Source organism: Serratia sp. AS12 (assembly GCF_000214195.1).
GTDB lineage: Bacteria > Pseudomonadota > Gammaproteobacteria > Enterobacterales > Enterobacteriaceae > Serratia > Serratia plymuthica.
Genome location: NC_015566.1, coordinates 3,490,923 through 3,516,646 on the forward strand (window position 1 = coordinate 3,490,923; position 25,724 = coordinate 3,516,646).

Annotated in this window: 25 protein-coding genes and 1 tRNA gene; 7 read left to right on the forward strand and 19 right to left on the reverse strand. The window is 60.0% G+C overall.

Translation table 11 applies throughout. The features are described from left to right. Nucleotides 1-8: 8 nt before the first annotated feature. The 6 genes from SERAS12_RS16330 to SERAS12_RS16355 are packed head-to-tail and all read right to left on the reverse strand — an operon-like array spanning nt 9 to nt 7,294. A complete protein-coding gene (locus SERAS12_RS16330; protein WP_013813695.1) occupies nt 9-1,121 on the reverse strand; it encodes an alkylhydroperoxidase domain protein in 1,113 nt (370 codons plus the stop codon). Next, a complete protein-coding gene (locus tag SERAS12_RS16335) occupies nt 1,118-2,164 on the reverse strand; it encodes a putative FMN-dependent luciferase-like monooxygenase (protein WP_013813696.1) in 1,047 nt (348 codons plus the stop codon). The genes SERAS12_RS16330 and SERAS12_RS16335 overlap by 4 nt, the downstream gene beginning before the upstream one ends. Beyond that, nucleotides 2,154-3,827 carry an ABC transporter ATP-binding protein gene (locus SERAS12_RS16340; RefSeq protein WP_013813697.1) on the reverse strand — a complete coding sequence of 558 codons (1,674 nt, stop codon included), beginning with the start codon at nt 3,825-3,827 and terminating at the stop codon, nt 2,154-2,156. Before SERAS12_RS16340 ends, SERAS12_RS16335 begins: the two co-directional genes overlap by 11 nt. Further along, entirely contained in the window at nt 3,827-4,717 is an 891-nt protein-coding gene (locus SERAS12_RS16345) for an ABC transporter permease (RefSeq protein ID WP_013813698.1), read from the reverse strand. Before SERAS12_RS16345 ends, SERAS12_RS16340 begins: the two co-directional genes overlap by 1 nt. Then, a complete protein-coding gene (locus SERAS12_RS16350; protein ID WP_013813699.1) occupies nt 4,714-5,658 on the reverse strand; it encodes an ABC transporter permease in 945 nt (314 codons plus the stop codon). The genes SERAS12_RS16345 and SERAS12_RS16350 overlap by 4 nt, the downstream gene beginning before the upstream one ends. Before the next feature lie 10 nt (nt 5,659-5,668). Continuing rightward, nucleotides 5,669-7,294: a TIGR04028 family ABC transporter substrate-binding protein gene (locus SERAS12_RS16355; RefSeq protein WP_013813700.1), complete on the reverse strand. Its 1,626-nt coding sequence runs from the start codon at nt 7,292-7,294 to the stop codon at nt 5,669-5,671. Nucleotides 7,295-7,530: 236 nt separating this feature from the next. On the opposite strand from SERAS12_RS16355, the gene SERAS12_RS16360 reads away from it, so the two are divergent. Then, entirely contained in the window at nt 7,531-7,779 is a 249-nt protein-coding gene (locus SERAS12_RS16360) for a hypothetical protein (RefSeq protein ID WP_013813701.1), read from the forward strand. Nucleotides 7,780-7,796: 17 nt separating this feature from the next. On the opposite strand, the gene SERAS12_RS16365 is transcribed toward SERAS12_RS16360, so the two are convergent. Then, nucleotides 7,797-8,426, reverse strand: coding sequence for a hypothetical protein (locus SERAS12_RS16365; RefSeq protein WP_013813702.1), 630 nt, complete (start codon nt 8,424-8,426; stop codon nt 7,797-7,799). A gap of 88 nt (nt 8,427-8,514) precedes the next feature. On the opposite strand from SERAS12_RS16365, the gene SERAS12_RS16370 reads away from it, so the two are divergent. Then, a complete protein-coding gene (locus SERAS12_RS16370; protein WP_204248507.1) occupies nt 8,515-9,450 on the forward strand; it encodes a LysR family transcriptional regulator in 936 nt (311 codons plus the stop codon). Here the strand turns inward: SERAS12_RS16370 and alkB are convergent. Next, complete coding sequence (gene alkB / locus SERAS12_RS16375) at nt 9,433-10,080, reverse strand: DNA oxidative demethylase AlkB (RefSeq protein ID WP_013813704.1); 648 nt, start codon at nt 10,078-10,080, stop codon at nt 9,433-9,435. The genes SERAS12_RS16370 and alkB overlap by 18 nt on opposite strands. Before the next feature lie 139 nt (nt 10,081-10,219). On the opposite strand from alkB, the gene rarD reads away from it, so the two are divergent. Continuing rightward, nucleotides 10,220-11,104: an EamA family transporter RarD gene (gene rarD, locus SERAS12_RS16380; protein ID WP_013813705.1), complete on the forward strand. Its 885-nt coding sequence runs from the start codon at nt 10,220-10,222 to the stop codon at nt 11,102-11,104. Nucleotides 11,105-11,131: 27 nt separating this feature from the next. Here rarD and SERAS12_RS16385 read toward each other — a convergent pair whose 3' ends face one another. From SERAS12_RS16385 to citC, 9 genes are all read right to left on the reverse strand, one after another. Further along, a complete protein-coding gene (locus SERAS12_RS16385; protein WP_013813706.1) occupies nt 11,132-11,887 on the reverse strand; it encodes a 4'-phosphopantetheinyl transferase in 756 nt (251 codons plus the stop codon). Nucleotides 11,888-11,931: 44 nt separating this feature from the next. Next, nucleotides 11,932-13,161 (reverse strand): bifunctional glucose-1-phosphatase/inositol phosphatase, encoded by a 1,230-nt coding sequence (gene agp / locus SERAS12_RS16390; protein WP_013813707.1) that lies wholly within the window; start codon nt 13,159-13,161, stop codon nt 11,932-11,934. A gap of 142 nt (nt 13,162-13,303) precedes the next feature. Beyond that, nucleotides 13,304-14,767 (reverse strand): anion permease, encoded by a 1,464-nt coding sequence (locus SERAS12_RS16395; RefSeq protein WP_013813708.1) that lies wholly within the window; start codon nt 14,765-14,767, stop codon nt 13,304-13,306. Nucleotides 14,768-14,815: 48 nt separating this feature from the next. Next, entirely contained in the window at nt 14,816-15,730 is a 915-nt protein-coding gene (gene citG, locus SERAS12_RS16400; RefSeq protein WP_041416616.1) for a triphosphoribosyl-dephospho-CoA synthase CitG, read from the reverse strand. Continuing rightward, nucleotides 15,711-16,259: a citrate lyase holo-[acyl-carrier protein] synthase gene (citX, locus tag SERAS12_RS16405; RefSeq protein WP_013813710.1), complete on the reverse strand. Its 549-nt coding sequence runs from the start codon at nt 16,257-16,259 to the stop codon at nt 15,711-15,713. Before citX ends, citG begins: the two co-directional genes overlap by 20 nt. A gap of 4 nt (nt 16,260-16,263) precedes the next feature. Then, a complete protein-coding gene (gene citF / locus SERAS12_RS16410; protein ID WP_013813711.1) occupies nt 16,264-17,769 on the reverse strand; it encodes a citrate lyase subunit alpha in 1,506 nt (501 codons plus the stop codon). Further along, the gene (gene citE / locus SERAS12_RS16415; protein WP_013813712.1) at nt 17,769-18,689 is read right to left on the reverse strand and encodes a citrate (pro-3S)-lyase subunit beta; all 921 of its coding nucleotides are present in this window, start codon (nt 18,687-18,689) and stop codon (nt 17,769-17,771) included. The genes citF and citE overlap by 1 nt, the downstream gene beginning before the upstream one ends. Continuing rightward, entirely contained in the window at nt 18,673-18,981 is a 309-nt protein-coding gene (gene citD, locus SERAS12_RS16420; protein ID WP_013813713.1) for a citrate lyase acyl carrier protein, read from the reverse strand. Before citD ends, citE begins: the two co-directional genes overlap by 17 nt. Before the next feature lie 177 nt (nt 18,982-19,158). Beyond that, on the reverse strand, nt 19,159-20,256 hold the full coding sequence (gene citC / locus SERAS12_RS16425; protein WP_013813714.1) for a [citrate (pro-3S)-lyase] ligase: 1,098 nt from the start codon (nt 20,254-20,256) through the stop codon (nt 19,159-19,161). A 307-nt stretch (nt 20,257-20,563) separates the two neighbouring features. Between citC and dpiA the strand changes: the two genes are divergently transcribed. The 4 genes from dpiA (at nt 20,564) to SERAS12_RS16445 (ending at nt 23,186) form a co-directional block, all read left to right on the forward strand. Continuing rightward, nucleotides 20,564-21,250, forward strand: coding sequence for a two-component response regulator DpiA (gene dpiA, locus SERAS12_RS16430; protein WP_013813715.1), 687 nt, complete (start codon nt 20,564-20,566; stop codon nt 21,248-21,250). A 222-nt stretch (nt 21,251-21,472) separates the two neighbouring features. Further along, nucleotides 21,473-21,548, forward strand: a tRNA-Asn gene (locus SERAS12_RS16435). Nucleotides 21,549-22,016: 468 nt separating this feature from the next. Next, a complete protein-coding gene (locus SERAS12_RS16440) occupies nt 22,017-22,694 on the forward strand; it encodes a membrane protein (protein ID WP_013813716.1) in 678 nt (225 codons plus the stop codon). A 15-nt stretch (nt 22,695-22,709) separates the two neighbouring features. Next, nucleotides 22,710-23,186, forward strand: a complete 477-nt coding sequence (locus SERAS12_RS16445) for an SRPBCC family protein (protein ID WP_013813717.1) — start codon at nt 22,710-22,712, stop codon at nt 23,184-23,186. A 238-nt stretch (nt 23,187-23,424) separates the two neighbouring features. Here SERAS12_RS16445 and SERAS12_RS16450 read toward each other — a convergent pair whose 3' ends face one another. Both SERAS12_RS16450 and lpdA read right to left on the reverse strand, forming a co-directional pair. Continuing rightward, nucleotides 23,425-24,210: an acetoin reductase gene (locus SERAS12_RS16450; protein WP_013813718.1), complete on the reverse strand. Its 786-nt coding sequence runs from the start codon at nt 24,208-24,210 to the stop codon at nt 23,425-23,427. Nucleotides 24,211-24,316: 106 nt separating this feature from the next. Further along, complete coding sequence (lpdA, locus tag SERAS12_RS16455; protein WP_013813719.1) at nt 24,317-25,714, reverse strand: dihydrolipoyl dehydrogenase; 1,398 nt, start codon at nt 25,712-25,714, stop codon at nt 24,317-24,319. Between the last annotated feature and the right edge of the window lie 10 nt (nt 25,715-25,724).

Here is a 25,724-nt window from a genome sequence, read left to right on the forward strand (position 1 = left end):
CGTCCGCTTTAGTCGTCGAAAGGTTCGCCCAGCGTCAGCATCAGCCGGTTGGCCCAGGCAAAGAACGCCGTTGATTGCACCAGATCCAACAGCGCCAGTTCGTCCAGCCCCTGCTCGCGCAGCGCTGCCAGATGCTGAGCGTTAGCCTGCGGCGGCGTGGCGGACAGCGCGGCGGCAAAATCAATCTGCGCCCGCCAACGAGCCCCTTGCCCCTCACTCAGTACGCCACCCGGCGCTACGTCCAGCAGACGCTGCACCTCTTCCGTTTGTTTCGACAGCTGCGCCGCCTTGCGCGCATGTACCGAGGCGCAATAGATGCAGCCGTTGACCTTGCTGGCCACCGTCGCCGCCAGTTCGCGATCTTTACGCTCCAGCCCGCCGGGGGTATAGAAAATCGCCCTGTCCGCCAACGTGCGCTGTTCCAGCACCGGGTGATTGCGCGCCAGCAGGCGGAAATAATCCGAATCGCTATGCCCGAAGCGCGTCAACAACGCCTGGCCCGGCTCATCAAACTCCGCCAGCGGCTTGGCGGCGATCCAAGGTTCCCACCCCAGTTCCTCGCGGGTAAACACCGGCGGCGCATGGCGGCCGCTCAACGTGACGGGGTCGGTACGCCAAGCGCCGGCCCTGACCGGGGAGCCGGTCACCTCAACCGGTTTATCGCCCAGCAGCCGGTAACCGGTCAGCAGGCGGCTTTGGAAGCTGACAAAAGCGATCAGTTGCGACAGCGTGACGATATCGTCCAGCGACCAACCGGCCTGTTGCAACCCCTGCAAATGCCGTGCATCGGCGCTGGCGGGTTTGAACGCCAACCGTTCGGCATGATCCAACGCCGCCTGCCAACGCGGGCCGGCCGGTGCGCCGCCCTGCTGTTGCAGCAACGCCGCATAGTGTGCGACCAATGGCCGGTCTGCCTGCCATTCGCTGATGCGCTGCGCGATCAGCAGCCGCTGCGCCGGCGGGAAATCCCCGGCGTCGGCGGGAGCAAACAGCGCCTGATAGCTGGCCTGAATGGCGTCTGTTGCCGCCTGACGCGTCGCTCTGGCCTGCGCCAAAGCCGAACCGGGCGCAATCTCTGCCAGCGCCGCCAGCAGATCTTCAGTGTTCAATGTGGCTGTCATACCTTTTCCTCAGCGTGATGTTCGTGGGAGATGGAAGCGGGATTGCGGCGTTGCCAGCCCAGCTCCGGAGCAACATGGCGGGCGATCAGTTCGATCGAACGCAGGACATGGGCGTGCGGCGGGTCGATCGAATGCACCTGAAACGCCAGATCGGTCACCCGCGCCAGCGCGCTGTCTTTTTGCAGCGAGGCAATAACCTGATCCGGCGTGCCCAGGTGCACGTCAAAGGCGCGGATCAATCCGTCGAGTGATTCATCGGACGGCCGGTGGCCGCTGGCGCGCAGGCGTTCCAGCCCCCGGGCAAGCCCCTGCGCGGCGAAGTCCCGCGCCTGCTGGCTGTGGTCGGTGACAAACGCCGTGCGCGAACCCATGATGCGCGGCGCTATGCCGGGCGGCAACGCCGCCAGATAGGCGTCGATAATCGGGTTTTGCAACGCGTCCAGCGGCAAATCCGGCGCATCCATCGGGCGCGGTTGAGTGCGCGACAGCATCAGGCCGTCACCGGCCCGGCCGGCGCGCTCGCCGCCCTCCACCGAGAAGGTGGCTTGCCAGACGCGCTGCGCCAACTGCGGCGCTGCCGGATACAAACGGTTATCCTCGCCGCCCAACGCCTCACCGCGCCAGGCCCGCAGCAGGGTGTTGACGTTGTCGGCAAACACCGCATTGCGCTGTTGGGCATCGAACCCGAAGGCGCTGAACGAGGACGGCGTGCCGCCGGCGGCAATGCCAACCTCCAGCCGGCCATCGGACAACAGATCCAGCACCGCGGTGTCTTCCGCCACGCGAATTGCCGATTCCATCGGCAGCGTGATAACCCCGGTACCCAATCGAATATGGCGGGTACGCGCCGCCACCTGCGCCAGAAACACCAGCGGCGAAGGCAGGCCGCCCTCATCCTCATGGAAGTGGTGTTGCGCCACCCAGGCGGTATCAAACCCGGCCCGTTCGGCATGCACGATCTGTTCGGTCGCCAGCCGGTAACGCTGTTGCGCGCTGCCCTGATCCAACAACCGGGTGAAAAAACCAAGTCTCTTACTGCTCATGGAACGCGTCCTCACTCTTTGGCTGTGCGGCATACCTTTGGCGGCCGGGAATGGCCTCAATCAGCTGACGGGTGTAATCGCTGCCCGGCATGGCGAACAGGTCACGGGTCGCGCCACCGTCCACCTGCTGCCCACGGTGCAACACCGATACGCTGTGCGAAATCTGCCGCACCGTCGCCAGGTCATGCGAGATAAACAAATAGGTCAGCCCCAACGCTTGCTGTAAATCCTGCAGCAAGCGCAGGATCTGCGCCTGCACCGTCACGTCCAGCGCCGAAGTGGCTTCGTCCAGCACCAGTACCCTTGGCTGCAACACCAGTGCCCGGGCGATAGCCACCCGCTGGCGTTGGCCGCCGGACAGCTCGCGTGGCTTGCGGCCAAGCAGATCGTCCGGCAGCGCCACCCGTTCAAACAGCTCGCGCACCCGACGATAGCGCTCGGCTTTGCCCAAGGGTTCGAAGTTCAGCAGCGGCTCTTCAATGACCTGATACAGCGTCTGCGAAGGATCAAGTGAACCGAAGGGGTTTTGGTACACCAACTGAATACGGCGGCGGAACTGGCGCAGCGCTTCCCCCTTCAGCCGGGTGAAATCGGTGCCGTCGATAATGATTTGCCCGGCGTCCGGCCGCTGAAAACCGAGCAGGCAGCGCGCCAGCGTGGTCTTGCCGGAGCCGGATTCCCCCACCAGCGCATGGGTAGTGCCGCTCTGCACGCCGAAGGAAACCTGATCCAGCGCGCGGTAGCTTTTGCCGCCGGAGCCGGCCAGACGAAAATCTTTCACCAACCCGTTAACCTGGATCGCCGGCGCTTGCGTGCCAAGGTTTAGCTGCGGCGCAGCGGCACCGGCCAACGAAGGCACATCGGCAAACAGCCGGCGGGTATAGTCGCTGGCGGGGGCACGCAGCACCTCGGCGGTCACGCCCTGCTCCTGCACCCGGCCGTGACGGAACACCAGCAACCTATCGGCGCGCTCCGCCGCCACCGCCAGATCGTGGGTCACCAGTAATACCGCCGTACCGAATTCCTGCCGCAGTTCGTCGATCAGATCAAGAATGCGTTTCTGCACCGTGACGTCCAGCGCGCTGGTGGGCTCATCGGCGATAATCAGCGCCGGCTGCAACGCAATGGCGATAGCGATCAGCACCCGCTGTTTCATGCCGCCGGAAAGCTCGTGCGGGTATTGACGCACCCGCAGCTCCGGGTGCGTCAGGCCAACCCGTGTCAGCAGCTCCACCACCCGCTGCTGCACCTGCTTGCGCGGCAGACGGCGGTGAATGTTGACGATCTCCGCCACCTGCTCACCGATGGTTTTTACCGGGTTAAGCGAACTGGAAGGGTCTTGCGGGATCAGGCTGATTTGCGCGCCGCGCACCGCATCCAATCGGCGTGACGACCAGTGGGCAATGTCGGTGCCGTTGAGGCGGATTGCCCCCTGCTCCAGGCGGCCGTTTTCCGTCAGCAAGCCAATGATCGCCTGCGCGGTGGTGGTTTTGCCCGAACCGGACTCACCGACCAGAGCTACCACCTCACCCGGTTGGATCGAGAAAGAGACGTCGTGTACCACCCGGCGGCTGCCAGCCGCCTCCTGATAGGCGATGGAAACCTTGTCCAGCTCCAGCACCGGCGTAGCGGCGGCCCGTTGCAATGCGGTTTGAATGCTCATCAATGCGTCCTCGCCAGCGCGCGGCTGATGCGGTTAGCCGCCAGCACCACCGCCACCACCGCCAAACCGGGGAAAGTGGTCAGCCACCAGGCGGTGGAAATGTAGTTGCGCCCTTCAGCGATCAACAGCCCCCATTCCGGCGTTGGTGGCGGCGTGCCGTAACCGAGGAAGCTCAGGGTGGCGATCGCCAGAATGGCGCTGCCGAATTGCAGCGCCGAGAAAGCAATCACCGAGGTCAGCGAGTTCGGCAGAATGTGCCGCCACAGCACCGCCCAAAAGGTGCCGCCGCTGCCATAGGCCGCTTCGACGTAGTCGCTGTGCCGCACCCGCACCACTTCCGCGCGCGCCAGGCGGGCGAAGTTGGCGACCGAGGTGATCCCGACGGCGATGGCGGCGTTTACCGTGCCAAACCCCAGCAGGATAATGATGCTTAGCGACAACAGCAGGCCGGGAATCGACAGCAGCACATCGACCAGGCGCATGACCGCATCGTCCGCCACGCCGCCCACCGCACCGGCAATCAGCCCTAGCGCAGTACCCAGCAACAAGCCCAACGCCACCGCCACCAGCGCAGCGGACAGCGTTTGCGAAGCGCCATAAACAATGCGTGCGTAAAGATCGCGCCCCAATTGATCGGTGCCCAGCCAGTGTGTCCCGCCCGGCGCCAGCCGCTGCGCGCCGGCAATGCCCTCGGTGCCGCTGTAGGCGGTAAATAGCTGCGGCGCCAGCGCCCACAACACCGCGATGGCGATCACCGCCCAGGCCAGCAACAGCGTCACCGGTACGCGCCTGCGGCGGCGCGGGCGGCTGGCCGGTAAAGTGCCTTCGCTTTCCAGCCCGGCCAGATCGCGTTCCGGCACGGTCGCTTTTTCAAAGGAGATACTGCTCATACGGCGGCTCCTGTCTGCGTTTTCAACCGGGGATCCAGCAGCGGGAACAGCAGATCCACCAGCAGGTTGATGGTGACGAAGGCGGCGGCGGAAATCACCACGATCGCCTGCAACACCGCCACGTCTTGATTAAGCACCGCCTGCAGGGTCAGTTGCCCCAGCCCGCTGCGGCCAAATACGGTTTCGGTGATCAACGCCCCGGCGATCAGTTCGCCGAACAAAATGCCGGCGATGGTCAGCGCAGGCAGCATGGCGTTGCGTGTCACATGCCGCCACAACACCCCGCTGCGGCTGGCGCCTTTGGCGCGCGCCACGGCGACAAACGGCTGGGTCTGGACCTGATCGATGCTGCGGATCAGGATCTGCGCCAGCGGGGCAGAGATCGGTACCGCCAGCGTCACGATCGGCAAAATCAACCCTTCCCACTCGCCCGGGTTGATCACCGGGATCAACTTGAGCTGGAATGAAAACACCTGGATCAACACGATGCCCAACCAGAAGGTAGGCACCGAGACAAACAACGAGGGCAGCGATTGCAACGCCGATCTCAGCCCGCCGAAACCGCTCAAATTGGAAAGAAAGGCAATCGCCAGCGCCAGGATCAACGCCAGCGAGAAGCCCAGTACCGCCAGTTGCAGTGTGGCGGGCAGGTTGGTGGCCAGCAGATCGGTAACCGGCACGCCGGCCTGAATCGAGTAACCCAGGTCGCCACGCAGCACGTTGCCCAGTGCGTGCAAATACTGCTGCCACAGCGAGACGTTGGCCCCATAAGCGGCGCGCATGTCGGCGATTTGCGCCGGGCTTAGCCCCATGTCCGGGTTCTGGAACTTAATCAGAATCGCATCGCCGGGCAGCACCTGCAGCAGGATAAACGACAGGGTGAAAGTCGCCCACAGCACCAGCACCGCCTGCCCAATGCGCCCTGCCAGATATCGGGTCATCGTGGCCTCCTTAATGTTTCTCTAACCAGGCGCCATAGAAACTCGGGCGGCCGACCGCTTCAAAACTGACGCCCTTCAGATAAGGCGCGCCGGCAAACACCTGCGGCTCCTCAAAGAACGGGATCACATAGGCCTGATCGAGCAGGTAGTTTTGCGCCTCGCCGGCGATTTGCAGGCGTTTTTGCGCATCGACCTCGGAGGCGATGCCCAGCAGCAGCGCGTTCAGCTTGTCATCGCTGAATTGGCTGTTCTTGCCGCTGCCGCCCTTTTGCAACAACGCATCGCGGTTGGTCGGGTAGAACTGGCTTTTAATCACATCAGGATCGGCGCGGCCCACTTCCACCACCGTCGCCGGGGTTTTCTGCGGATCGAGGTTATCCGCCACCCGGCTGCCGGCGTCACCGGCCAGGATATTCAGGCGTGCACCCACCTTGCCCCACTGCTGCGAAACCAACTGCAGCACCGCCTTGTTCTGGGGCTGCGGCAGGGATTCATACACATTCAGCAGCAGTTTTTTACCCTCTTTCTCGCGCAGGCCGTCGCTGCCCTTTTTCCAGCCGGCTTCATCCAGCAGACGGTTGGCTAACTGCGGATCGAACTTCAGTTTGTCGGACAGATCGACAAAACCGGCGGCGGACGAGGCGATGACCGATTTGGCCTGCGGGTAATTGGCCGAGAACAGCGTCTCGACGATTTGCTTGCTGTCGGTGGCATGCAGCAGCGCCTGACGCACCCGCAGGTCGCTCACCAGCGGGTTGTCCGGCCGGAAGGAGACGCTGTCGTTAACGCCACGCGTCGGGGCGGCGTAAATCGTGAACCCCTGATCCTGAGTCTGCTTCTCGTCATAAGCCTGAATTTGGCGAATAAAGTCCGCCTGACCGGCCTGCAACGCCCCAATACGCACGCTGTCTTCGCCGATGACGATCACCTTGATGCCGTCCAGATTGGCGCGCCCCTGCTGCGCCAGTTTGGCCGGCCCCCAGTGGTAGTCCTTGCGTACGCTGAGGTCCACTTCGCGCCCCAGCGTTTCGCCGCTGACCACGAACGGGCCGGAGCCGATGATATGGCGCGCGTCGCCGAGTTCGTCGTAACTGCGGTTCAGGGTGCTGAGGGACACCAGCCCCGAACCTATGGTGGCGGTGCCCTGCAGGAAGCCCGGCGATGAATGCTTGAAGTAAAATTTGACGGTCAGCGGGTCGATCACTTCGCTGCGGTCATAGTTGTTGATCACCTCCGACACCGGCAGGCGTTTGTCTTTGTTGCCCAGGCCGTAGGTATCAAAATTCTTCGCCACCGCGTTGGCGTCCAGCGGCGTGCCATCGGAGAAGGTGACGCCCGGGCGCAGCTTGAAGGTGTATTCGGTTTTGTCGGCGTTGCTGCTCCAGGATTCGGCGATCCACGGCTCAATCTCCAGCGTTTTCGGGTTCTGATAGGTCAGTTTGTCGGTGATCTGGTTGAGGATGCCGCCGTTGGGGTAGAAACCGCCGGAGGGCGGGTAAAGGTTGGTGTGCGCCTGCTGCTCCAGGTAGACCAGCGTGCCGCCCTGCACCGCCGCCAGCGCCGGATGAACACTCGCCGCCAGCCCCAATGCCACTGTTATCCCGCCGGTTAATGTGTTGAAAGAGAACTTAAACATAGATTTGCCACGCCTTCTTTATTTCGGAACGTTATGGGTTTTACCCTATGAATTTCAAGCCGCAGCCAACAACGCTGCGGCTTGAAAGGCGACGGGTATAGATAACAAACCAAATCGGCGGGGAGTTGAACGAACTAATTTCGCTAACCAAGGGTGGAAAACGCACAAGGCGCTCTGGCTTGGCAGAATCGAGGTAATGTTATAGTGTATCAAAAACCAAAATCAGGAGAGCCAGGATGAAAATTCAACTCTCGCTGCTGTTCCTTGGCCTGCTGGCCGGGCGGGCGGCCGCGTTTCAGTCGAAGGTGCCGGGACCGCAGCCAGAACAGGCGCGTGCGGCGGAAAATACCCTCGAGACTATGTTCTATGGTTTTCACGCGATGGATGCGCAGGCGGTCAACATCGGCACCTGCGCAGCATTGCTGCAGGCCGGATGCCAATGCGCTTTCTGCACCCAGCTGCGACAGGCCGGGCCGGCGAGATAGCCGGTCCGGCTCAAATTTCAGCCCATTTCATACTGCACAATCAACTGCCCTTTTTTCATCTTCACTGCCGTGATGGTCACCGCGCCCAGCTCGCTCAGCGAGGCCACGTGGGTGCCGCCGCAGCCGTAAACGGGCAGATCGCCGAAACCTACCTGACGCACGCCATCGACGTCCAACTGCCTGCGTGGCAAATTGGCCGCAATCAGCCGTTGCAGTTCCGCCTGCAGGGCACCTTGCTCCAGCGTTTGCGGGTCTGCGCCCGGCGCAAAGGTGATGCGCCCTTCACCTGGCCAATGATGCGCCTTCACCGGTTGCCAGCCGTGGTTTTCCCCTACCCAGCCAATCAGGTGGCCGGCGGAATGCCAGCGGGCGTGCAACCGGCGCCGCTCGCCATCCACCTGTTGGTTCACCGGCCCGGCGCTCACGGGTTCGGTGGTGAAATGCAGCACCTTATCGCCCTGCTGCGCCACGCGCAGTACCGGGATGGCGCCGAGAGAGCCGGTATCGGCCTGTTGCCCGCCGCCCTGCGGGTGGAACAGCGTCGCGCTCAGCTCCACGGCATATCCGCCGTCTTCGACCGGGGTGCAGGCCAACACCTGCGCTTCGCCCTGTAGCTCGTCGCTGTAATAATAAAGTCGTTCGGTCATGGCTTTCTCCTGGTTACGGAACTCTGCCTAGTATATTCATGCCATAATCAAAGGATAATCCGTCTTCTTTACAATGGACCTTTGCGCTGTGAGCACAAATCTATCCCATTCTCTGCTGGCCGAAATGGCCGTTTTCGTTCAGGTGGTGGAAAGCGGCAGCTTCTCCGCCGCCGCCCGCCTGCTGGGCACCTCGCCCTCGGCCACCAGCCGCAGCGTGGCGAAACTCGAACAGGCACTGGCGCTGCAACTGCTGCATCGCACTACCCGCAAGCTGCGCCTGAGCGAACAGGGCGAAGAAGCCTTCCTGCGCTGCCGCAACATGCTGGAGGCCGCGCATTCGGTGATGGAAATCAGCGGCCAGGGCGCTGTAGAACCGGAAGGCTTGATCAGCGTCAGCGTCCCCAAAGCGGTAGGCAGCTTCGTGCTGCACCCGCATATCCCGGCATTTTTGCGCCGCTACCCCAAGGTGGACGTGCGTCTGCGGCTGGAAGACCGCTATATGGACCTGATTGACGATCGGGTCGATCTGGCGTTACGCATTACCGATCGCCCATCGCCCGGGCTGATCGGCCGCCAGTTGATGACGATAGAACACCTGTTGTGCGCCACGCCGGAGTATCTGGCGCAGCACGGCACGCCACAACAGCCGCAGGATTTGGCACAGCACAGCTGCATTTATCTGGGGGAAACGCCCAACGACGCCCGCTGGAAATTCCGTCGCGCCGGCAAAACGATCACGGTGAACGTGCGCGGCCGCTATGCCGCCAACCATACCGGCGTGCGGCTGGATGCGGTGAAACAGCACTTCGGCATCGGCAGCCTGCCCTATTTTACCGCCCGGCAGGCGCTGGACAGCGGTGAAGTGGTGCAGGTGCTGCCGGAGTGGGATTTCCTCAGCAGCTACCACGGTGGCCTGTGGCTGCTGTATGCACCCAACCAGCATCTGCCGCCCAAACTGCGGGTGTTTATCGATTATCTGGTCGCCTGCCTGGCCAAAGAGCCGCAGCTAAAGCGCCTTGCGTAAGGTGATGTTGATCCTGTGCGGCCCCACCAACGAATGGTAGCCCTCTTTGATCGGCATAATGCCGTGAAAGCACAGCCGCGACGGGCCGCCCCACACGACGACGTCGCCGTGCGCCAGGGGAATGCGCTGGGCCCGGTCACTGCGCTGCATGCCGCCGAACTGGAACACCGCCGGTAATCCCAGTGACACCGACACGATCGGTGAGCCAAAATCGTGTTCGTCTTTATCCTGGTGCAGCGACAGCTTGCTGCCGGGATCGTAGCGGTTCATCAGGCACGAATCCGGCACGAACGGCGCAAAGCCCGCCTGCTGCGCCGCTTCGTCTGCCAGCGCCATAAAAATAGCCGGGATAGGCGGCCAACGTTTGCCGCTGCGCGAATCACGCTCGGAGTAACGGTAGCCGCGGCTGTCGCTGCTCCAGCCGTTACCACACCAGCTCATCGCCACCGACATCACATGGCCGCCCGGCGTGGTCATGTGCCGCCACGGTACCTGTGCGATCACCCCCTTTACCGCCGCCAACAGTTCCGGCCCGTGGTCGCGCACAAAACCGTGCATCACCACCGCGCCCGGAGCGATCTGCTCGCGCCACGGCGGCGGCACGGCGTCTTCGAAAAGATCGAGAGTCATTGCTTAACGCCTGTATGAATATCCAGTATTTATTTTAACTCGCCGCCAAGGATTGTCCAGTGTGATACGCGCCATTGTTGTACGCGCCAAACTTCTCTAGAGTACCTGCAATAAAATCAATAACCTTTCGGGATCACGCGTGATTAAAGGGATCGTTCTTTCGGTTGTCGCCTCGGTATTGTTCGCCGTGATGTATTACTACACCTCCACGCTGGCCCCGCTTGACGGTGAACAGGTCTTCGGCTGGCGCACCCTGCTGACGGTGCCGTTCCTGACGCTGTTTATGATTTTTTCCGCCGACTGGCGCCGGGTCAGCGAGACGCTGCGCTGGATCAAACAGCGGCCGCGCCGCCTGCTGTTTCTGCCGCTGAGTTCCGCGCTGCTGGGGGTTCAGCTGTGGTTGTTCCTGTGGGCGCCGCTGCATGGCAAGGCGCTGGAGGTGTCGCTCGGTTATTTCCTGCTGCCGCTGACCATGGTGCTGGCAGGGCGAGTGATTTTCCGCGATCGCCTGTCGCTGCTGCAAACGCTGGCGGTGGGTTGCGCCATTATCGGCGTCGGCAACGAGCTGTATCAGGTCGGTGGCGTCTCCTGGGCGACACTGGTGGTGGCGCTGGGTTATCCGGTTTACTTTATTCTTCGTCGGCATTTCGGCACCGATAACCTTGGCGGGCTGTGGTGCGAACTGGCGCTGATGCTGCCGGTCGCCGGCTGGTTCGCCTTTGGCGGAAACGGGCCGCAGGCCGCATTGGCCACTCATCCGCTGCTGTATGTGCAGATCCCGCTGTTGGGGATGCTCAGTGCCTCCGCGCTGGTGTGTTATATCCTGGCCAGCCGCCTGCTGCCGTTCAGCCTGTTTGGCCTGCTGAGCTATGTGGAGCCGGTGCTGTTGGTGGTGGTGGCGCTGTTGCTGGGCGAGAGTATCGGCCGCGACGAATGGCTGACCTATATTCCGATCTGGCTGGCGGTGCTGTTATTGGTGTCGGAAGGTACGCGTCATCTGTTGCGCCGCCGACAGATAAAGTGACGACGTCACGTCAATTATTTAATTGATTTATAAATAGATAAATGTAGTGACATCGTCACTTTTATGCCAATAACGCCCGCTAAAACGACGGCCGGCGTGGCAATGCGCCGTGAGTGACTTAAGCAGTTCCAGTTCGAAGGTCTGTTGTTGCGTATCTATCGTTACCAGGCGCGCATCGAGAAAATCAAAGTAGCAACCCACCTGCGGGTACAGCGTTTTGAACAAGCTCTCTTTGGCGGAGAACGCTATCGTCAGCAGCTGGTTAAACGCCTGCGGCCGCTGGCGCAGCGTTGCGCACTCTTCCTCGCCGACGATGGCGGTCCACAGTTCTTCGGCCCGTTCAGTCGGGATCAGCGTTTCAACGTCCAGCCCCACGCCACCCAGCCCGCTCTCCCGATGCACCGCGCACAGCGCGGTATCCGCATTATGGCTGAGCGCACCGGCAATTCCCTGCGGCCACTGCGGCGCCCGGTCTTCTCCCCGCGGCAGGGTAAAATCCGCAAACCCCAACGGCGTCAGCAATGCCCGCGCCAGATAACGCCCGGCCAGATACTCCGCCCGCCGCTTTGGCACCGCACGCGCCAGATGATCGGGGATCGCCATACCGGCGTCGCCGAAACAGCGGTCCTGATAGTCCGCCAGGGAAAAACGGCAACGGGCGACCTGCCCCGGATAACCGTCCAGGTTCAGCCATTCGATGGTGGGGATAAAAGAAGAGAACACGTGTCGTCCAGGGTGAGTGTGCAGGCCGCTAATTTTAGACGCCGGATGGACCGGCAACAACGATTATTCCTCTCCCCCCAACCGGAGGGAGAGGTACGGTAGGGTTACAGAATATCTTTCATGGTTTTTTCGAAATCGCTCCAGGCACAGAAGCCCTGTTTATCCACCGGGCAGCCTTCCAGCGCCAGCGTCACGCGCTGCGGCGGCGTTTTCAGCGTCAGCGGGTTGGCATTGCGCAGTTGGTCCGCAGACTGGTAGACATACTCAATCTTCAGCAGGTCGCGATCGTTTTTCTTATCGTGCCAGCGCTGGAACACCAGTTTCCCGCCAATCGGCGTTTTCTCATACTGATGCGGCAGCTGATAAGGCTTGAAGCGCATCGCCGACAGCAGCGAAGCGATGTTGGAGTCATGGCCCACCAGCACCGTCACCTTAGGCGCATCCGGTTTGCGTTCGCCAATCAAGGCGCCGTTGATGTAGGTCAGCAGCGGTTTGGCGACGTTCTGCGCCACCACCGGTGAGGTGAACAGCGAATCCTGGTAACCGTCTTTCAACTGTGCCAGCTGTTTCCACTGCTGCGGTGTGGTGATTTTGCCCCAGGCCACGTCCTTCATCGGGAAGCCTTCGTAATATTGCAGCATGAAGGCGTCCACCAGCGAGTTCCCCACCCGCAGCGGGCCGGCGACGCCCGGCTCTTTGCCCGGCACCGCGCTCATCTTGCTGGCTTCTTTGGTCAGATCGCAGTGCTTGTCGGTTTTACAGGCGCTGGACGCTTTGTAATCGATGATTTTCGCCAGTTGTTTGTAGGCGGCATCCAGCTTCAGCGAGGCCAGCTCGGTGTTCATCGCCCCCAGCGCCTGTTGATTGAAGGCTTCGCTGTTGTCGGTGATGATCGGGTTGAAGGTGGGATCCATCTCCCCCATTTTTTCCTGGTGGTGCACGCTGATGTCGCAGCCGGGGAACGCGCCGTTGGTAAAGAACTGCGCGGTCGCGACCGTGCGTTGCAGGCTGTTGGCGTAAACGTAAACGCTGCCGGCGGTCGGGCAGCCTTCCTGCGGCAATACGCCGGTCTGCTTGAGCCACTCGTTGAAATAGTGGCCCATATACACTTCCAGCACCCCGCCCTTGGTGGTCAACAGGCCACCCGGCGTATCCCAGGCCGGCCAGGCTTTGGGGGTAGACTGCGCCAGCACGCTGCCGTTATTGGCCAGCGGCGCACGCAGGTTATGGCGGCTCATCAGCAGCACCTGCTCCAACTGATAGTCGTTGGTTTCCGCCAGGGCATTCCCGGTCAACAATAAGGGCAAGCACAGCAATAACGTTTTTCTTCTCATCCGCAGAGGCTCCAGGAAAGTGATTATTTTGAATATGTTAGCTTTCGCCTCGCTATGATGGAGAGGTTATCCGCTGAAGTGTGTGATGGGTATCACGGGGAGAGGATCCGACAAGCGGCCACGAGCGATGGCCGCAGGCAACTCAGTACCACAAACGCAGGATAGGCCAGCCGATCAACAGCAACGCGGCGATATACACCACGCCGAGAATGCCACCCATCCGCCAGTAATCTTTCGATTTCACGTAGCCGCAGCCGTAGATAATCACCCCCGGCCCGGTGGCGTACGGCGTCAGCACGCCCATGATGCCGATCGACAACACCAGCAGCATCGAAAGTTGCTCCATCGGCACGCCAGGCAGCCCTTTGCCGACCGCCAGGATCACCGGCAGCAAGGTGGCGGTATGCGCCGACAGGCTGGCGAACAGGTAGTGGGCGAAGTAGAACACCAGTACCAGCGCCACCACCGTCATGTTCGGCGAAAAGCCGTCCAGGTGGGTGCTCATGGTCTGGGCAAACCAGTCGATAAAGCCGGAGCGCGTCAGGCCGTTGGCCATCACCACCAATGTCGCCAGGTTAACCAGCGTGTTCCAGGCGCTGGAGTATTTGGTGATGTCCTTCCACGACACCACGTGCAGCGCCAGCATCAGCGAGACCGCCAGCAGGCAGACCGTGGTGGCGTCCAGCCACTTGCCGCCGAACACCCACAGGCTCAGGCTGAACAACACCAGGCCAATCAGGGTCCACTCCTTGCGCGTCAGCTTGCCCATTTCACCCAGCGCGGTGTTGGCCCAGGCAGCCACTTCGCTGCTGTGGGTCACGCCCGGTTTGTAGAGGTAATAGGAAATCAACGGCGCGACAATCAGCAGCAACAGCCCGACCGGCAGGAAGGCCAGGAACCACTGCATCCAGCTGATGTGCACCCCGGCGATTTTGCCGACAAACTCAATCCCCAACACGTTGGGTGCCGCACCGGTGACGAACATCGACGAACTGATGCTGGTGCCGACCACCATCATCCACATCAGGTAGCCGCCAATACGCCGCGACGAAGGGTCGTTGGGGAACGAATCAAACAGCGGCGGCAGGTTTTTCACCACCGGGAACACCGTGCCGCCGGTCCGTGCGGTGTTGGACGGGGTAAACGGCGCCAGCAGGATATCGATGATCACCACCGCGTAGCCGAGCGTCAGGGTACGCTTGCCCATAAACTTCACCAGGAACAGCGCGATACGCCGCCCCAGTCCGGTGGCCTCGTAGCCCAGCGCAAAGATGAACGCGCCGAATACCAGCCAGACGGTGGTGCTGGAGAAGCCCGCCAGCCCCCATTTCAACGCCTCGTTACCGGCCTTGAAACCCGGTTCCGCCAGTTCCTGCGCGCCAAACAGCACCCAGTTGGCGCTGAGCACGCTGAGAGTCACGGCGATAAAGCTGATGGCGGTAGCCGGGATCGGCTCCAGGATCATGCCGACAATCATCGCCACAAAGAGGGCGAAATAGCGCCAGGCCTGCGGCGGCATGCCGTCGGGCGTGGGTATCAACAGCAGGATCGCGAGTACCAGCAGCGGCGCTATCGCTTTCCAGATTTTTTCCTGGGTTTGAGACATAAGACTCTCCTGAAGACGGGTTATTTTTTTGGCTATACCCTGTGGATTTCACGTTGCCGCTTGAATGGCCGCGGGGATATCGGAATGCGGTAATTGCGCCAGCAGCCAGGTGACGATCAACAGATCGGCGCTGCCGCCAGGGCTGAGGTGGCGCAGGATGCAGTCGGCGTCGAACTGCCGCAGGCGTTGCCTGCCCCGTTCGCCCTGCGCCCCGCCCTGCGCCAACAGCCCGTCGGCACGCCGCTGCAACCAGCGCAGCCCGGCCAGGCCGCCGCGCGAGGCGACGTTGGTGTCCTGGTTGTGGGCCATCAGCCACAGCAGGCTGTCCATCAGCGCCGTCTGCTCATCGCAGCCCGCCTTCAGCCGTTGTCGGTAGAACGGCAGCGCGCCGTTGATCACCCGCTCAAAGCCGGACTCCGCCTCGCCGCGTGCGCCGCTCAGGCCATGTTCGGCAAACAACCGCTGGCCGGCAGTCTGCAATGCGTTGCGGGTTTGCAGCTCGCGGGCCACCAGCCCACGACACATGGCCGCCACCTCGGCGCACAGCGTTGCGGCATCGATCTTCTTTTGCTGCTGATAACGGCGGCCAAAAGCGGCGCACAACAGGCCGAGGGAAAACACGCTGCCTTTATGGGTGTTGACGCCGCCGGTGGCCTGGAACATATGGTTTTCGCAGGCCAGGCCCAGCGGGCGCAGCCGCAACAGCTGTTCGTCGGCCGGGCGCGCCGCATCGTCGCAACCCTGTTGGATAAAACGCGGCAACCAGATGCCAATGGCGCGGGCGCTGCGATAAAAGTGGCCGAGGTTCATATCCCGGTGAGCGCCGTTGTTATGGCGATCCACCAGCCCCGGTTTGGGCGTGAGGTTCACTTCCACCAGCAGTGCGCGGTAGGCGGTGCGGGCGAAATCCTGTACCGCCGCTTGCGGCGCACGCCCGACAGGCTTAACGGGCTGAGAGCGCATCATTGAGCATCCTTTCCATTTGCTGCAGCAGCTGTTCGCTGCCGTGCCGCCGTTGGCGGGCGCACAGTTTGGCCGGCTGGCCGCACAACAGGCAGCGACGTTCCGCCAACCCCAGATCGCGCCGCGACAAAATACGCCCCTGGGTGTCCAGCACGTCGATATCCCACAGCCGGCCAATCGGCTGTTGCACCTCTAACTGCATGGCGCAGTCTTTCACCCGCCGGGCATCGGCCTGCAACGCCAGAAAACCTTCGCAGCCGGTGGCGAGCGCCAGCGTTTCGGCCTGCAGACAGCGCCAACCTTGCTCGCGCCCTAGCTGTTGCAGCGCCTGCCAGCCGAGGTTGAAGATGTTGCGCGTCAGCGCGCTGTCTTTTCGCGCACCGGGCACCACCAGCGTCAGTACCAGCAGCGTGGATTGATGGCGCGCCAGCCATGCCTGTTGGCGCGCCTGGCGGCAATCGCGGCTGGTGAGCAGCTCCGGCAGGCTTACGGCGCGGTTGGCGGCCAGTTCGGGGGCAACGTAAGCCATAGGATTACTCCGCCACCTGATGCACCACGTCGATCACTGAACCGTCGCGGTAACGCACCACCGCCACTACCTTATCGGTAAAGGCGATGGGCTCGGGCTCGCCGGTCAACAGCAACGCGCGGCGGCGCAGCCAGTCGATATCGACCACCGGCAAACCGGCCTCCTGCAACCGCTGCACCAGCTCCGGGCGTGTCGGGTTGACGGCAATACCATGATCGGTAACCAAAATGTCGATGCTGAAACCCGGGGTCACGCAGGTGGTCACCTGTTCCACCAGCGTCGGAATGCGCCCGCGCACCAGCGGCGCCACGATGATCGCCAGCCGCGCCGCCGCTGCGGTGTCGCAGTGGCCGCCGGAAGCGCCGCGCAACACGCCATCGGAGCCGGTCAGCACGTTGACGTTAAAATCGGTGTCGATTTCCAGCGCGCTCAGCACCACCACGTCGAGCCTGTCGACCGTGGCCCCCTTCGAGCTGAAGTTGGCGTATTGGTTGGCGCTGATCTCAATGTGGTTGGGATTGCGCGCCAAAGACATCGCCGCCACGCGGTCAAAGCTCTGCACGTCCATCAGCCGGCCGATCAGCCCTTTTTCATGCAGATCCACCATGGTCGAGGTGATACCGCCGAGGGCGAAACCGGCGCGAATGCCGCGTGCACGCATTTTGTCTTCCAGAAAACGCGTCACCGCCAACGAAGCGCCGCCGGTGCCGGTTTGCAGCGAGAAACCTTCGGTAAAGTAGCCGGACCCGGCAATCACCTCGGCGGCGCGGCGAGCAATCAGCAGTTCACGCGGATTGGAGGTCATGCGCGTGGCATCGGCACCGATCTTGTCGGCGTCCCCCACCCGCAGCAGTTGTACGATCAGATCCACTCGATCCTGCGCCAGGCTGGCCGGATGGTGCGGATAAGGCACTATCGATTCGGTTAACAACACCACGGTGCGCGCCGTGTCGGCATCCACTTTGGCATAGCCGAGCGAGCCGCAGCAGGCTTCGCCGCTGTAACCGTTGGCATTGCCGAAATCATCGCAGGCCGGTACGCCGAGGAAGGCGACGTCAATATTCAGCTCGCCGGACTCGATCAGATTGACCCGGCCACCGTGGGAATGGATTTGTACCGGTTCGGCCAGCAGGCCGCGTGAGATAGCTTCCGCCAATGGGCCGCGCAGGCCAGAAGTGTAGAGGCGGCTCACGACCCCGTGACGAATGTGGCCGACCAACGGCGCGTGGCATTCGCTTAGCGAGCTTGAGGCCAGCGTCAGGTTGCGGAACCCCATCGCCGCCAGCGTCTCCATCACCTGATTCAGCGCCAGGTCACCGCCGCGAAACGCATGGTGGAAGGAGATGGTCATGCCGTCCTGTAACCCGCTGCGGCGCACCGCCTGTTCCAGCGTGTCGCAGCGTTTAGCATCGCGCGGTTTGCGGGCCTGTTGATTGGCCTTGGTGGCGTCCTGATAGCAGCGCAGGTCCGCCAGGGTGTTCAGGGGCATCAGTCGTTGTTGACGTTTCATTATGCTTCCTCTCCCTGCTGAACCGACTCTTCGCGGATGCCGGAAAGCGCCGCGCGTTGCAATACCAGCCGCGCGCGTTCAATCACCGGGCTGTCGACCATTTTGCCGTTGAGCGACACCACCCCGCGCCCTTCCTGCTCTGCCGCTGCGGCGGCGTCCACCACGCGCTGGGCATGAGCCACCTCTTTGGCTGTCGGCGCATACAGGTTGTGCAGCAGTTCGATCTGCCGGGGATTGATCAGGGATTTGCCGTCGAAACCGAGCTGTTTGATCAACGCCGCTTCCTGGAGGAACCCGGCTTCGTTGTTGGCGTCGGAATACACGGTATCGAACGCCTGAATGCCGGCGGCCCGCGCCGCCTGCAACAGCGAGCAGCGTGCAAACAGCAGTTCGATGCCCTCCGGCGAGCGCTCGGTGCGCAGATTGCGCACGTAGTCCTCCGCACCCAGAGCAATGCCGATCAGGCGCGGCGAGGCATGGGCAATCGCCACCGCATGGGTGATGCCCGCCGCCGATTCAATCGCCGCCAGCAGGCCGGTGCTGCCGACCGGGCGGCCGCAGTCGGCTTCGATGGCGGCTATCTCGCGTTCCATCTCCACGACGTCCTGCGCGCTGTCGGTTTTCGGCAGGCGCACGATATCCGCCCCGCCGCGCACCACCGCTTGAAGATCCGCCAGCCCGTAGGCGGAATCCAGCGCGTTGACCCGCACTATGGTTTCCACTTCCCGGTACAGCGGATGTTGCAGAGCGTGGTACACCAACCGCCGCGCCGCGTCTTTTTCACGCAGGATCACCGAGTCTTCCAGATCGAACATCAGTGCATCGGCCTGATAGATAAAGGCGTTGCTCACCATGGCCGCATTGGCGCCAGGAACGAACAGCATGCTGCGGCGCAGGCGGTGTTTATTCAGCGTTTTCATTACGCGTCCCCCACGGCAGTTGGCCATTGTCGCTGGCGCGCATCAGCGCGGTTTCCAGCCGGGCACGCAGCACGCAGTCGAGCGCGCCTTTGTCGTCCACCATCACCTGCACCGGCTCCACCTGATAACGCTGCAGCACCTCGAGCAACGTGTGGCGGATGGCGTGGCCGAACTGTTTTTCCACGCTGCTGGCGATCAGCAGATCGTGCTCCGGCCCCTCAGCGGGTGCGATGCGCACCATGACATCGCTGGATTCCAGCGTGCCGGCCATTGCTTCTCGGATAATTTTCATCGTTCACCTGATTGTGCGGATACAAAGGGTTTAATCACAAAATGGTCTTCACGCCCGAGATACCCGGGCCTAGCGCACCGAGGGGCCATTATGGGACACATCCCTGTGTCCCACCCTCTGGGCCGACATGAAGTCGTTCCAATTTGCTCCCGGCAAATTGGTCGACGGCCAAGGCCGTTACGACCCCTTCGGCACGCTCTCCCTAATAACGGGCTTGGGCAGTAAACCAAAGGGTTTGGCCGCCGGTTTGGCCCGGCGCTGCGTTTGCAAATCTTGCAGGTAATAAAGGGTGTCTGGCGGTACCAACGGCGCGGCGGCGTGGAAATCCCCCGCCGCCAGCAGCTTGCGCACCCAGGAGGCGGAGATCGCCGTGCCCTGATATTGCAAACGCTCAATTTCCACCAGGGCGATCGGCGGGCTGGGCAGTGCCGGCGTTTCCAGCCAATAGCGCATATCGCGATTGTACTTCGCCGTTACCGCGCAGAACGGCTCGTTGCCGACAAAACGGTGGGTAATGCCCAACGCGGGTGCCAGGTACTGCCGAAAGATCTTCAGATCGATCTCGGTGTAACAGTCATCGGCAATACCCTGATCTTTAATGAAATAACAAGGGAAAGTGGCGCGGGATATGACGTATTGCGATCCTTCGTGCACCCTCAGGTTGGCGATATCGGCAGTGCCCGCCAGCACCAGCCGCCGCCGATCCTCATAGCTGAAACGCGAGGTGTCTTCTTTCACCAGAAACAGGTGCAACCAGTCGCATTTTGCCGCCGCCTGGCGCACCAGATATTGATGGCCGCGGGTAAAAGGATTGGCATTCATCACGATGCTGCCGATGCGCTTGCCTGGCCGCCGCTGGCCCGCCAACTGGGCCGCGTAGCGTTTCAGGCGGCATGGGCTGTTTTCCATCAGCACCACGATGCCCGGCACGCGGGCTATCGGGTAGAAGCCGCACTGGCGGAACAACGGCTCATTTTGCAGTTTGGTGTAGATAAACAGTTGGGTGTAGTGGCGTTCATAGGCCAGGTTCACCAGTTCGGTCGCCAGCGTAAGCGCCAGCCCTTCGCCACGCATTTGCGGGCTGATGGCGACGCATTTGATAATATTCTCTGCGATGCCGCCGCAGGCGACCAACTTATCGTCCTGGGCCACGGTAATAAAAATCTCTACCGTAGTATCAATATTCAAATCGTTACTGCGCAGAAACGCATTAATCTGCGCAATGTCTTTATGATCTGATCTTTTCACCCGATTAAATACGGCGCCGCCCAACATAATTATCTCTCTAAAATAACCAATAAATAACAAAAAACCATTTTAATTAACACGCAGAGATAAAACCTTTAAAACCATAAAGTTGAAATTAAAAATAGTGATAGGTTTATTTAATGAAGCTATGGTAAACAGAAAAAAAACGCGAATTATTGACCTGTTTCACAAACACTCATCCGGTAATAAGTTGTTTAATGTTTTTTATTTACTTAATTATTTTTATGGTGTTTATTCATAAAGTGACGTTTATTTTTTAGACACGATTAACTTACATTAATTTTGCATGTTTATTGCAAGTATGGATTTAATTATGGAATGGCTAAATATTCTTATCGTCGAAGATGAAACGCCGCTGGCGGAGATGCATGCGGAGTTCATCAAGCAGCATGGCGGCGGCCGACAAATCTGGTTGGCCGGCACGCTGGGGCAGGCGCGCATGATGGTGGAACGATTCAGACCGGATCTGATCCTGCTGGACAACTTCCTGCCCGACGGCCAGGGCATTGAACTGTTGCGCGAGTTGACCCTGAGCGGCTACACGGGCGGTATCGTGTTTATCACCGCCGCCAGCGATAGGGATACGGTAGCCGAAGCGTTACGATGCGGGGTGTTCGATTACCTGATCAAACCCCTGGCCTATGACCGGTTGGCCGCTACCCTGCTGCGGTTCAGCCAGCGGCGCCAGGCGCTGAAAGATAACGCGCGCCTTAACCAGCGCCGTGTTGACGAGATGTTCAATACCTATTCGCGCGGTGAACAACAGGCGGCCTTACCGGCGGGTATTGATGAACTCACGCTGGGAAAAGTACGCGCCCTGTTCGAGCAACCTTCGGCCAGCCACACCGCCGAAAGCGTGGCGAAAAACATGGGGCTAAGCCGCACCACCGCGCGCCGTTATCTGGAATTTTCCACCGCTGCCCAGCAGCTCCGCGCCGAGATCATTTACGGCAAGGTTGGCCGTCCGCAGCGGGTTTACCGCGCCAAAATCGAGGATTAAGCGGTTATTCGGCTCGTCGCGCCAGATTGAAGGCAGCCGAATTATTTCTCTGCGCCCGCCAGCGATTCGGGGCATGAGCACAGAGACAGCCTGAGGCATGACGGGATAAATCTGCCAAAAGCTCAACGGGTTGCGCATTCTGTAAGCAAACAGTCACAGAATGTGTAATCCGCCTTTGACATGCCGCCGACACCCCGTTAAGATTGCGGCCGTTCACACAATTCCTCTGTAGTTCAGTCGGTAGAACGGCGGACTGTTAATCCGTATGTCACTGGTTCGAGTCCAGTCAGAGGAGCCATATTAGAGAAGCCCGCTCAGGGAAACCTGGGCGGGCTTTTTGCTTTCCGTGATCTTCTCGCCCCTTGGCATGCAATCTCAAACCTTCTGAAAAACCTTTCAACGTTTCCGATTCGCAGGGTCTGTACCTTGCATTCCGTATAGCCTTTGGCGTCACGCCGAGTTCGGTCATGAAGCAGCAACGTCAGTTTTTTATACACCCCTGATGTTTAACCTGATAACGGCCAAGCATGCTGAAAAGAAGGTTTTTTATTTCTATTTAAAATAATTGAAAAACACTGCCTTAGATTTTATCTGACATACTGATTATGTTCCCGGTAGATCCGTAGGAGCAAAAACCGATTTAGTCAGCCCCCGAAGATCAGCGCTCTGAAGACGGTAGTGAATCACAAAATCAAAACGCTGGGATAACCTGTTTACCAGTTCAAAACAGGAGACGATCATTAGCGACTTAGTCTCTTTTGCCGTAATGCTTGTAACATTACTGATCTTTAGCTTTAACGATACTGCGTACGCAGCGGACAAGAGCGCTGTGGCATCGGCTTTTTTGCAGAATTCAACACCGACTGATCCCATCATTCTCTCGCTGCAACATTTTGAACAAATTCAATCTTATCAAGTTATGGTGCGTTCCTTGTCACCGTCTGATGACACTAAAATCATCCGCTATAGCTACCGTAAACCTGGTTATGTACGGATGGACTTTACCGAACCACATTCAGGTGCAGTCCTAATCTATAACCCAGTCAATGGCAAAGTTAAGCTGTGGCCGTTTGGAGTAGGAAATTTTCCTGTTTTGAGCCTGTCGCCAACAGATTCATTGATACAAGATGCTAACGGTCATCGGGTGGATCAATCAGACTTTGGCGTTTTGCTGAATAATGTTCGCAGCCTACAAAATGAGGGGACAACAACCCCCCTCGGTGAAGATATCATCGCGGGGAAGTCGACATTACACTTATCCGTGGTCGGCCCCGAAGGAAAGACAGTCGATGCTGTTCATCGTTATGACATTTGGTTAGATAATAAATATGGATTTCCTGCAAAGGTGGTCAGTTACGCACTGGATGGAAAAATGTTGGAAACCGTATTTATGGATGCAATGGTTATCAACATCCATTTCCCCGCTGATTTTTTCGCACCTTAATGGGAGCCTGACTATATGGCTGACTATAAGTTCTCCACCATCTGGCGGGTTGAGGCTTCTATACAGGAGGTATGGGATGTTCTATGCCATCCGGATCTGTGGCCCGAATGGTGGGGAAGTCTGGAGCAGATTATTGAGTTAAAGAAAGGTGATATTCAGGGAATTGGCGCCTTGCATCGTTATACCTGGAAAGGCGTACTCCCTTATCGATTAACCTTTGATATCCATGTATTAAACATTAAGCCTTTTTGCCTTTTAGAAGGGGAAGCCAGTGGCGATGTTGAAGGCCGAGGAGTGTGGGCGTTTTCTGACAAAGAGGGGGATACTATCGTTAGGTATGATTGGAATATCCGGACTAACACCCGATGGATGAACTACCTCGCTCCGCTGGCAACACCCGTTTTCCGTTGGAACCACCATAGGGTGATGCGCGATGGAGCAAAAGGTTTAGCCCGCAAATTAGGTACACATGTCGACGTGTATTTTAGGTAAAGAGAAAGCAGACCTGCGTTCTTTCTGGCCGGCAAAGTCTTAAAGAGGGGCGTCTATGTTCTTATGCCCCTGTCAGGAACCCAATTCAGAAAATCCCGCTCAGGAAAACCGGGCAGGATTTTTGCTTTGGCGTCATTAGATTGCCTACCCTCCTCCGCCAAAACTGCACGAAATAAATCGCCACGGTTGAGTAAGCACCTAAAAAGCCCTTCAATAGGGCTTTAAAGAGCGGCGTCGGTTAGCGATAAACCAGCCCGCCGTCGGTCAAAATCGACTGACCGGTGATATAGGCGGCGTCGTCGCTGGAAAGAAAAGCGACAAGTGCCGCAACGTCAGCCGGAGTCTGTGCGCGCCCCAAGGCAATGCCATCGACGTACTTCTTATAGGTTTCGCCTTTCGGGGCACCGGTAATCTCCGAGAAGCGCTGATCTATTTCCACCCACATATCGGTACCGACCACCCCAGGGCAATAGGCGTTGACGGTAATGTTGTCGCTGGCGTATTCCTTTGCCGCAACCTGGGTCAATGCGCGTACGGCGAATTTGGTGGCGGAGTACACACCCAGCAATGCAAAACCCTCGTGGCCGGCGATGGAACAAGCATTGATGATCTTGCCCTTTTTGTTGAGCTGTTTAAATTTCGCCGCGGCGGCCTGGATCCCCCAGGTCACCCCCCCGATATTGATGTTCAGGATCTTCTCAAGATCTTCCGGCACCACGTCTGCGATGGGTTTTACCTGCGAAATGCCGGCGTTATTAATCATCACATCCAACGTACCCAGCGTACTCACAACATGCTCGATGGCCGCATATACCTCCTCGCGCTTGCTGATATCGGCAACGTAGGTTGTCGCTTTTACCCCGAAAGACTCCACCTCTTTCCTGACTGTACCAAGCTGATCTGCGGATAAATCCAAGAGCGCAAGGTTTACCCCCTCTTGTGCCAGACGCAATGCGATCCCCCGGCCAATGCCACGCGCAGCGCCAGTAATAATGGCTACCTTTCCGTTCAAACCTGTCGACATGATTATTCCTGTTTCGTTTTGTACTACGTCTAATGGAGAGTTTTTTGTTGGTTTCCGCTACCGAAAACGCAATCGGATCAGGCTGTTATCGTTTTCCCGTATTGTCCTACTGATGCAGCGGTCGGCCAGCGGCCGCGAGGATAGATTCATGCATGGCTTCAGAAAGCGTCGGATGCGCAAAGATGACCGACAGCAGGCTCTCGTCCGTGGCCTCCAGATGATGGGCGATACCGAAACCCTGGATCTGTTCGGTGACCTGTGCGCCAACCATGTGCGCCCCCAACAGCTCGCCGGTTTCGGCATCGAAAATCGTCTTGACGAAGCCCTCCGCCTCACCGCTGGCCAGCGCCTTGCCATTGCCCTGATAGGCGAACTTACCGATCTTGAGTGGCCGTCCACCGGCACGCGCCGCCGCCTCGGTCAGGCCCAGACTGGCAACCTGCGGACGGGCATAGGTGCAGCCGGGCACATAACTACGGTCAAGCTTGTGCACGCCTTCGACGCCGGCCAGCGTCTCGACGCAGATCGTTCCTTCGTGGCTGGCCTTGTGCGCCAGGCACGGCGGGCCGGCGACGTCGCCGATAGCGTAAAGGCCGAAGACGTTAGTGCGGCAGGCGTCATCCGTCTTGATAAAACCGCGATCCAGTTCGACGCCCAGCGCCTCCAGCCCGAGGCCTTCGACATTGGGTTGGACGCCGGCCGCCAACAGCACATGTTCGACCTCCAGCACCTGCTCGGCACTGGCGTTTTTCAACGTGCAACGCCCTCCCGCCTCCGTGATCTGCACCTGCGTCACCTGCGTCTGGGTATGCACCTGAATGCCGCGCCGCTCGAACGACTTGCGCACCGCCGCCGAGACTTCGGCATCCTCAATCGGCAGTATCTGTGCGGCCACCTCCACCAGCGTCACTTCGCTGCCAAGATCGTTGTAGAGGCTGGCGAACTCGACGCCGATGGCGCCGGAGCCGATGATCAACAAGGATTTCGGCAATTTTTTGGGTTGCAGCGCCTCGAAGTAGGTCCAGATCCGCTCGCCATCCGGCGCGATCCCCGGCAACGCACGCGGGCGGGCGCCGGTCGCAAGGATCACGTGGTCGGCCCGGTAGTCGCGCTCGCCCCCCTTGGCATCGACCACCGTCACCTGCCCCTTGCCACGCAGGCGGGCAGTGCCGTCGAACACCGTTACGCCATTCTTCTTCAACAGGTACTCGACCCCACCGGTCAACTGTTGTGACACCGCGCGGCTAAACTGCACCAGTTTCTGGAGATCGAAACTCACCTCGCCGACACTGAAGCCCAGTTGGTCGGCATGGGCGATGCTGTGCGCCACCTCAGCGCCGTGCAGCAGCGCCTTGGTTGGGATACACCCCCAGTTCAGACAGATGCCCCCCAGATGCTGTTTTTCCACCAGCGCCGTACGCAGCCCGAGCTGGCCGGCGCGGATGGCGGCAACATAACCTCCCGGCCCGCCGCCGATCACCAGTACATCGTATTTGTCGTGCATAGCTCGTCTC

Coding starts and splice junctions, on each gene's coding strand:
- SERAS12_RS16365 (WP_013813702.1), bottom strand. CDS start 8,426: ATGACCGAACGACTTTATTATTACAGCGACGAGCTACAGGGCGAAGCG.
- SERAS12_RS16395 (WP_013813708.1), bottom strand. CDS start 14,767: ATGTCTCAAACCCAGGAAAAAATCTGGAAAGCGATAGCGCCGCTGCTG.
- citG (WP_041416616.1), bottom strand. CDS start 15,730: ATGCGCTCTCAGCCCGTTAAGCCTGTCGGGCGTGCGCCGCAAGCGGCG.
- SERAS12_RS16440 (WP_013813716.1), top strand. CDS start 22,017: ATGCTTGTAACATTACTGATCTTTAGCTTTAACGATACTGCGTACGCA.
- agp (WP_013813707.1), bottom strand. CDS start 13,161: ATGAGAAGAAAAACGTTATTGCTGTGCTTGCCCTTATTGTTGACCGGG.
- SERAS12_RS16445 (WP_013813717.1), top strand. CDS start 22,710: ATGGCTGACTATAAGTTCTCCACCATCTGGCGGGTTGAGGCTTCTATA.
- SERAS12_RS16360 (WP_013813701.1), top strand. CDS start 7,531: ATGAAAATTCAACTCTCGCTGCTGTTCCTTGGCCTGCTGGCCGGGCGG.
- citC (WP_013813714.1), bottom strand. CDS start 20,256: ATGTTGGGCGGCGCCGTATTTAATCGGGTGAAAAGATCAGATCATAAA.
- alkB (WP_013813704.1), bottom strand. CDS start 10,080: ATGACTCTCGATCTTTTCGAAGACGCCGTGCCGCCGCCGTGGCGCGAG.
- dpiA (WP_013813715.1), top strand. CDS start 20,564: ATGGAATGGCTAAATATTCTTATCGTCGAAGATGAAACGCCGCTGGCG.
- SERAS12_RS16355 (WP_013813700.1), bottom strand. CDS start 7,294: ATGTTTAAGTTCTCTTTCAACACATTAACCGGCGGGATAACAGTGGCA.
- SERAS12_RS16340 (WP_013813697.1), bottom strand. CDS start 3,827: ATGAGCATTCAAACCGCATTGCAACGGGCCGCCGCTACGCCGGTGCTG.
- citX (WP_013813710.1), bottom strand. CDS start 16,259: ATGGCTTACGTTGCCCCCGAACTGGCCGCCAACCGCGCCGTAAGCCTG.
- citD (WP_013813713.1), bottom strand. CDS start 18,981: ATGAAAATTATCCGAGAAGCAATGGCCGGCACGCTGGAATCCAGCGAT.
- SERAS12_RS16350 (WP_013813699.1), bottom strand. CDS start 5,658: ATGACCCGATATCTGGCAGGGCGCATTGGGCAGGCGGTGCTGGTGCTG.
- SERAS12_RS16335 (WP_013813696.1), bottom strand. CDS start 2,164: ATGAGCAGTAAGAGACTTGGTTTTTTCACCCGGTTGTTGGATCAGGGC.
- citE (WP_013813712.1), bottom strand. CDS start 18,689: ATGAAAACGCTGAATAAACACCGCCTGCGCCGCAGCATGCTGTTCGTT.
- SERAS12_RS16330 (WP_013813695.1), bottom strand. CDS start 1,121: ATGACAGCCACATTGAACACTGAAGATCTGCTGGCGGCGCTGGCAGAG.
- citF (WP_013813711.1), bottom strand. CDS start 17,769: ATGAAACGTCAACAACGACTGATGCCCCTGAACACCCTGGCGGACCTG.
- lpdA (WP_013813719.1), bottom strand. CDS start 25,714: ATGCACGACAAATACGATGTACTGGTGATCGGCGGCGGGCCGGGAGGT.
- SERAS12_RS16450 (WP_013813718.1), bottom strand. CDS start 24,210: ATGTCGACAGGTTTGAACGGAAAGGTAGCCATTATTACTGGCGCTGCG.
- SERAS12_RS16345 (WP_013813698.1), bottom strand. CDS start 4,717: ATGAGCAGTATCTCCTTTGAAAAAGCGACCGTGCCGGAACGCGATCTG.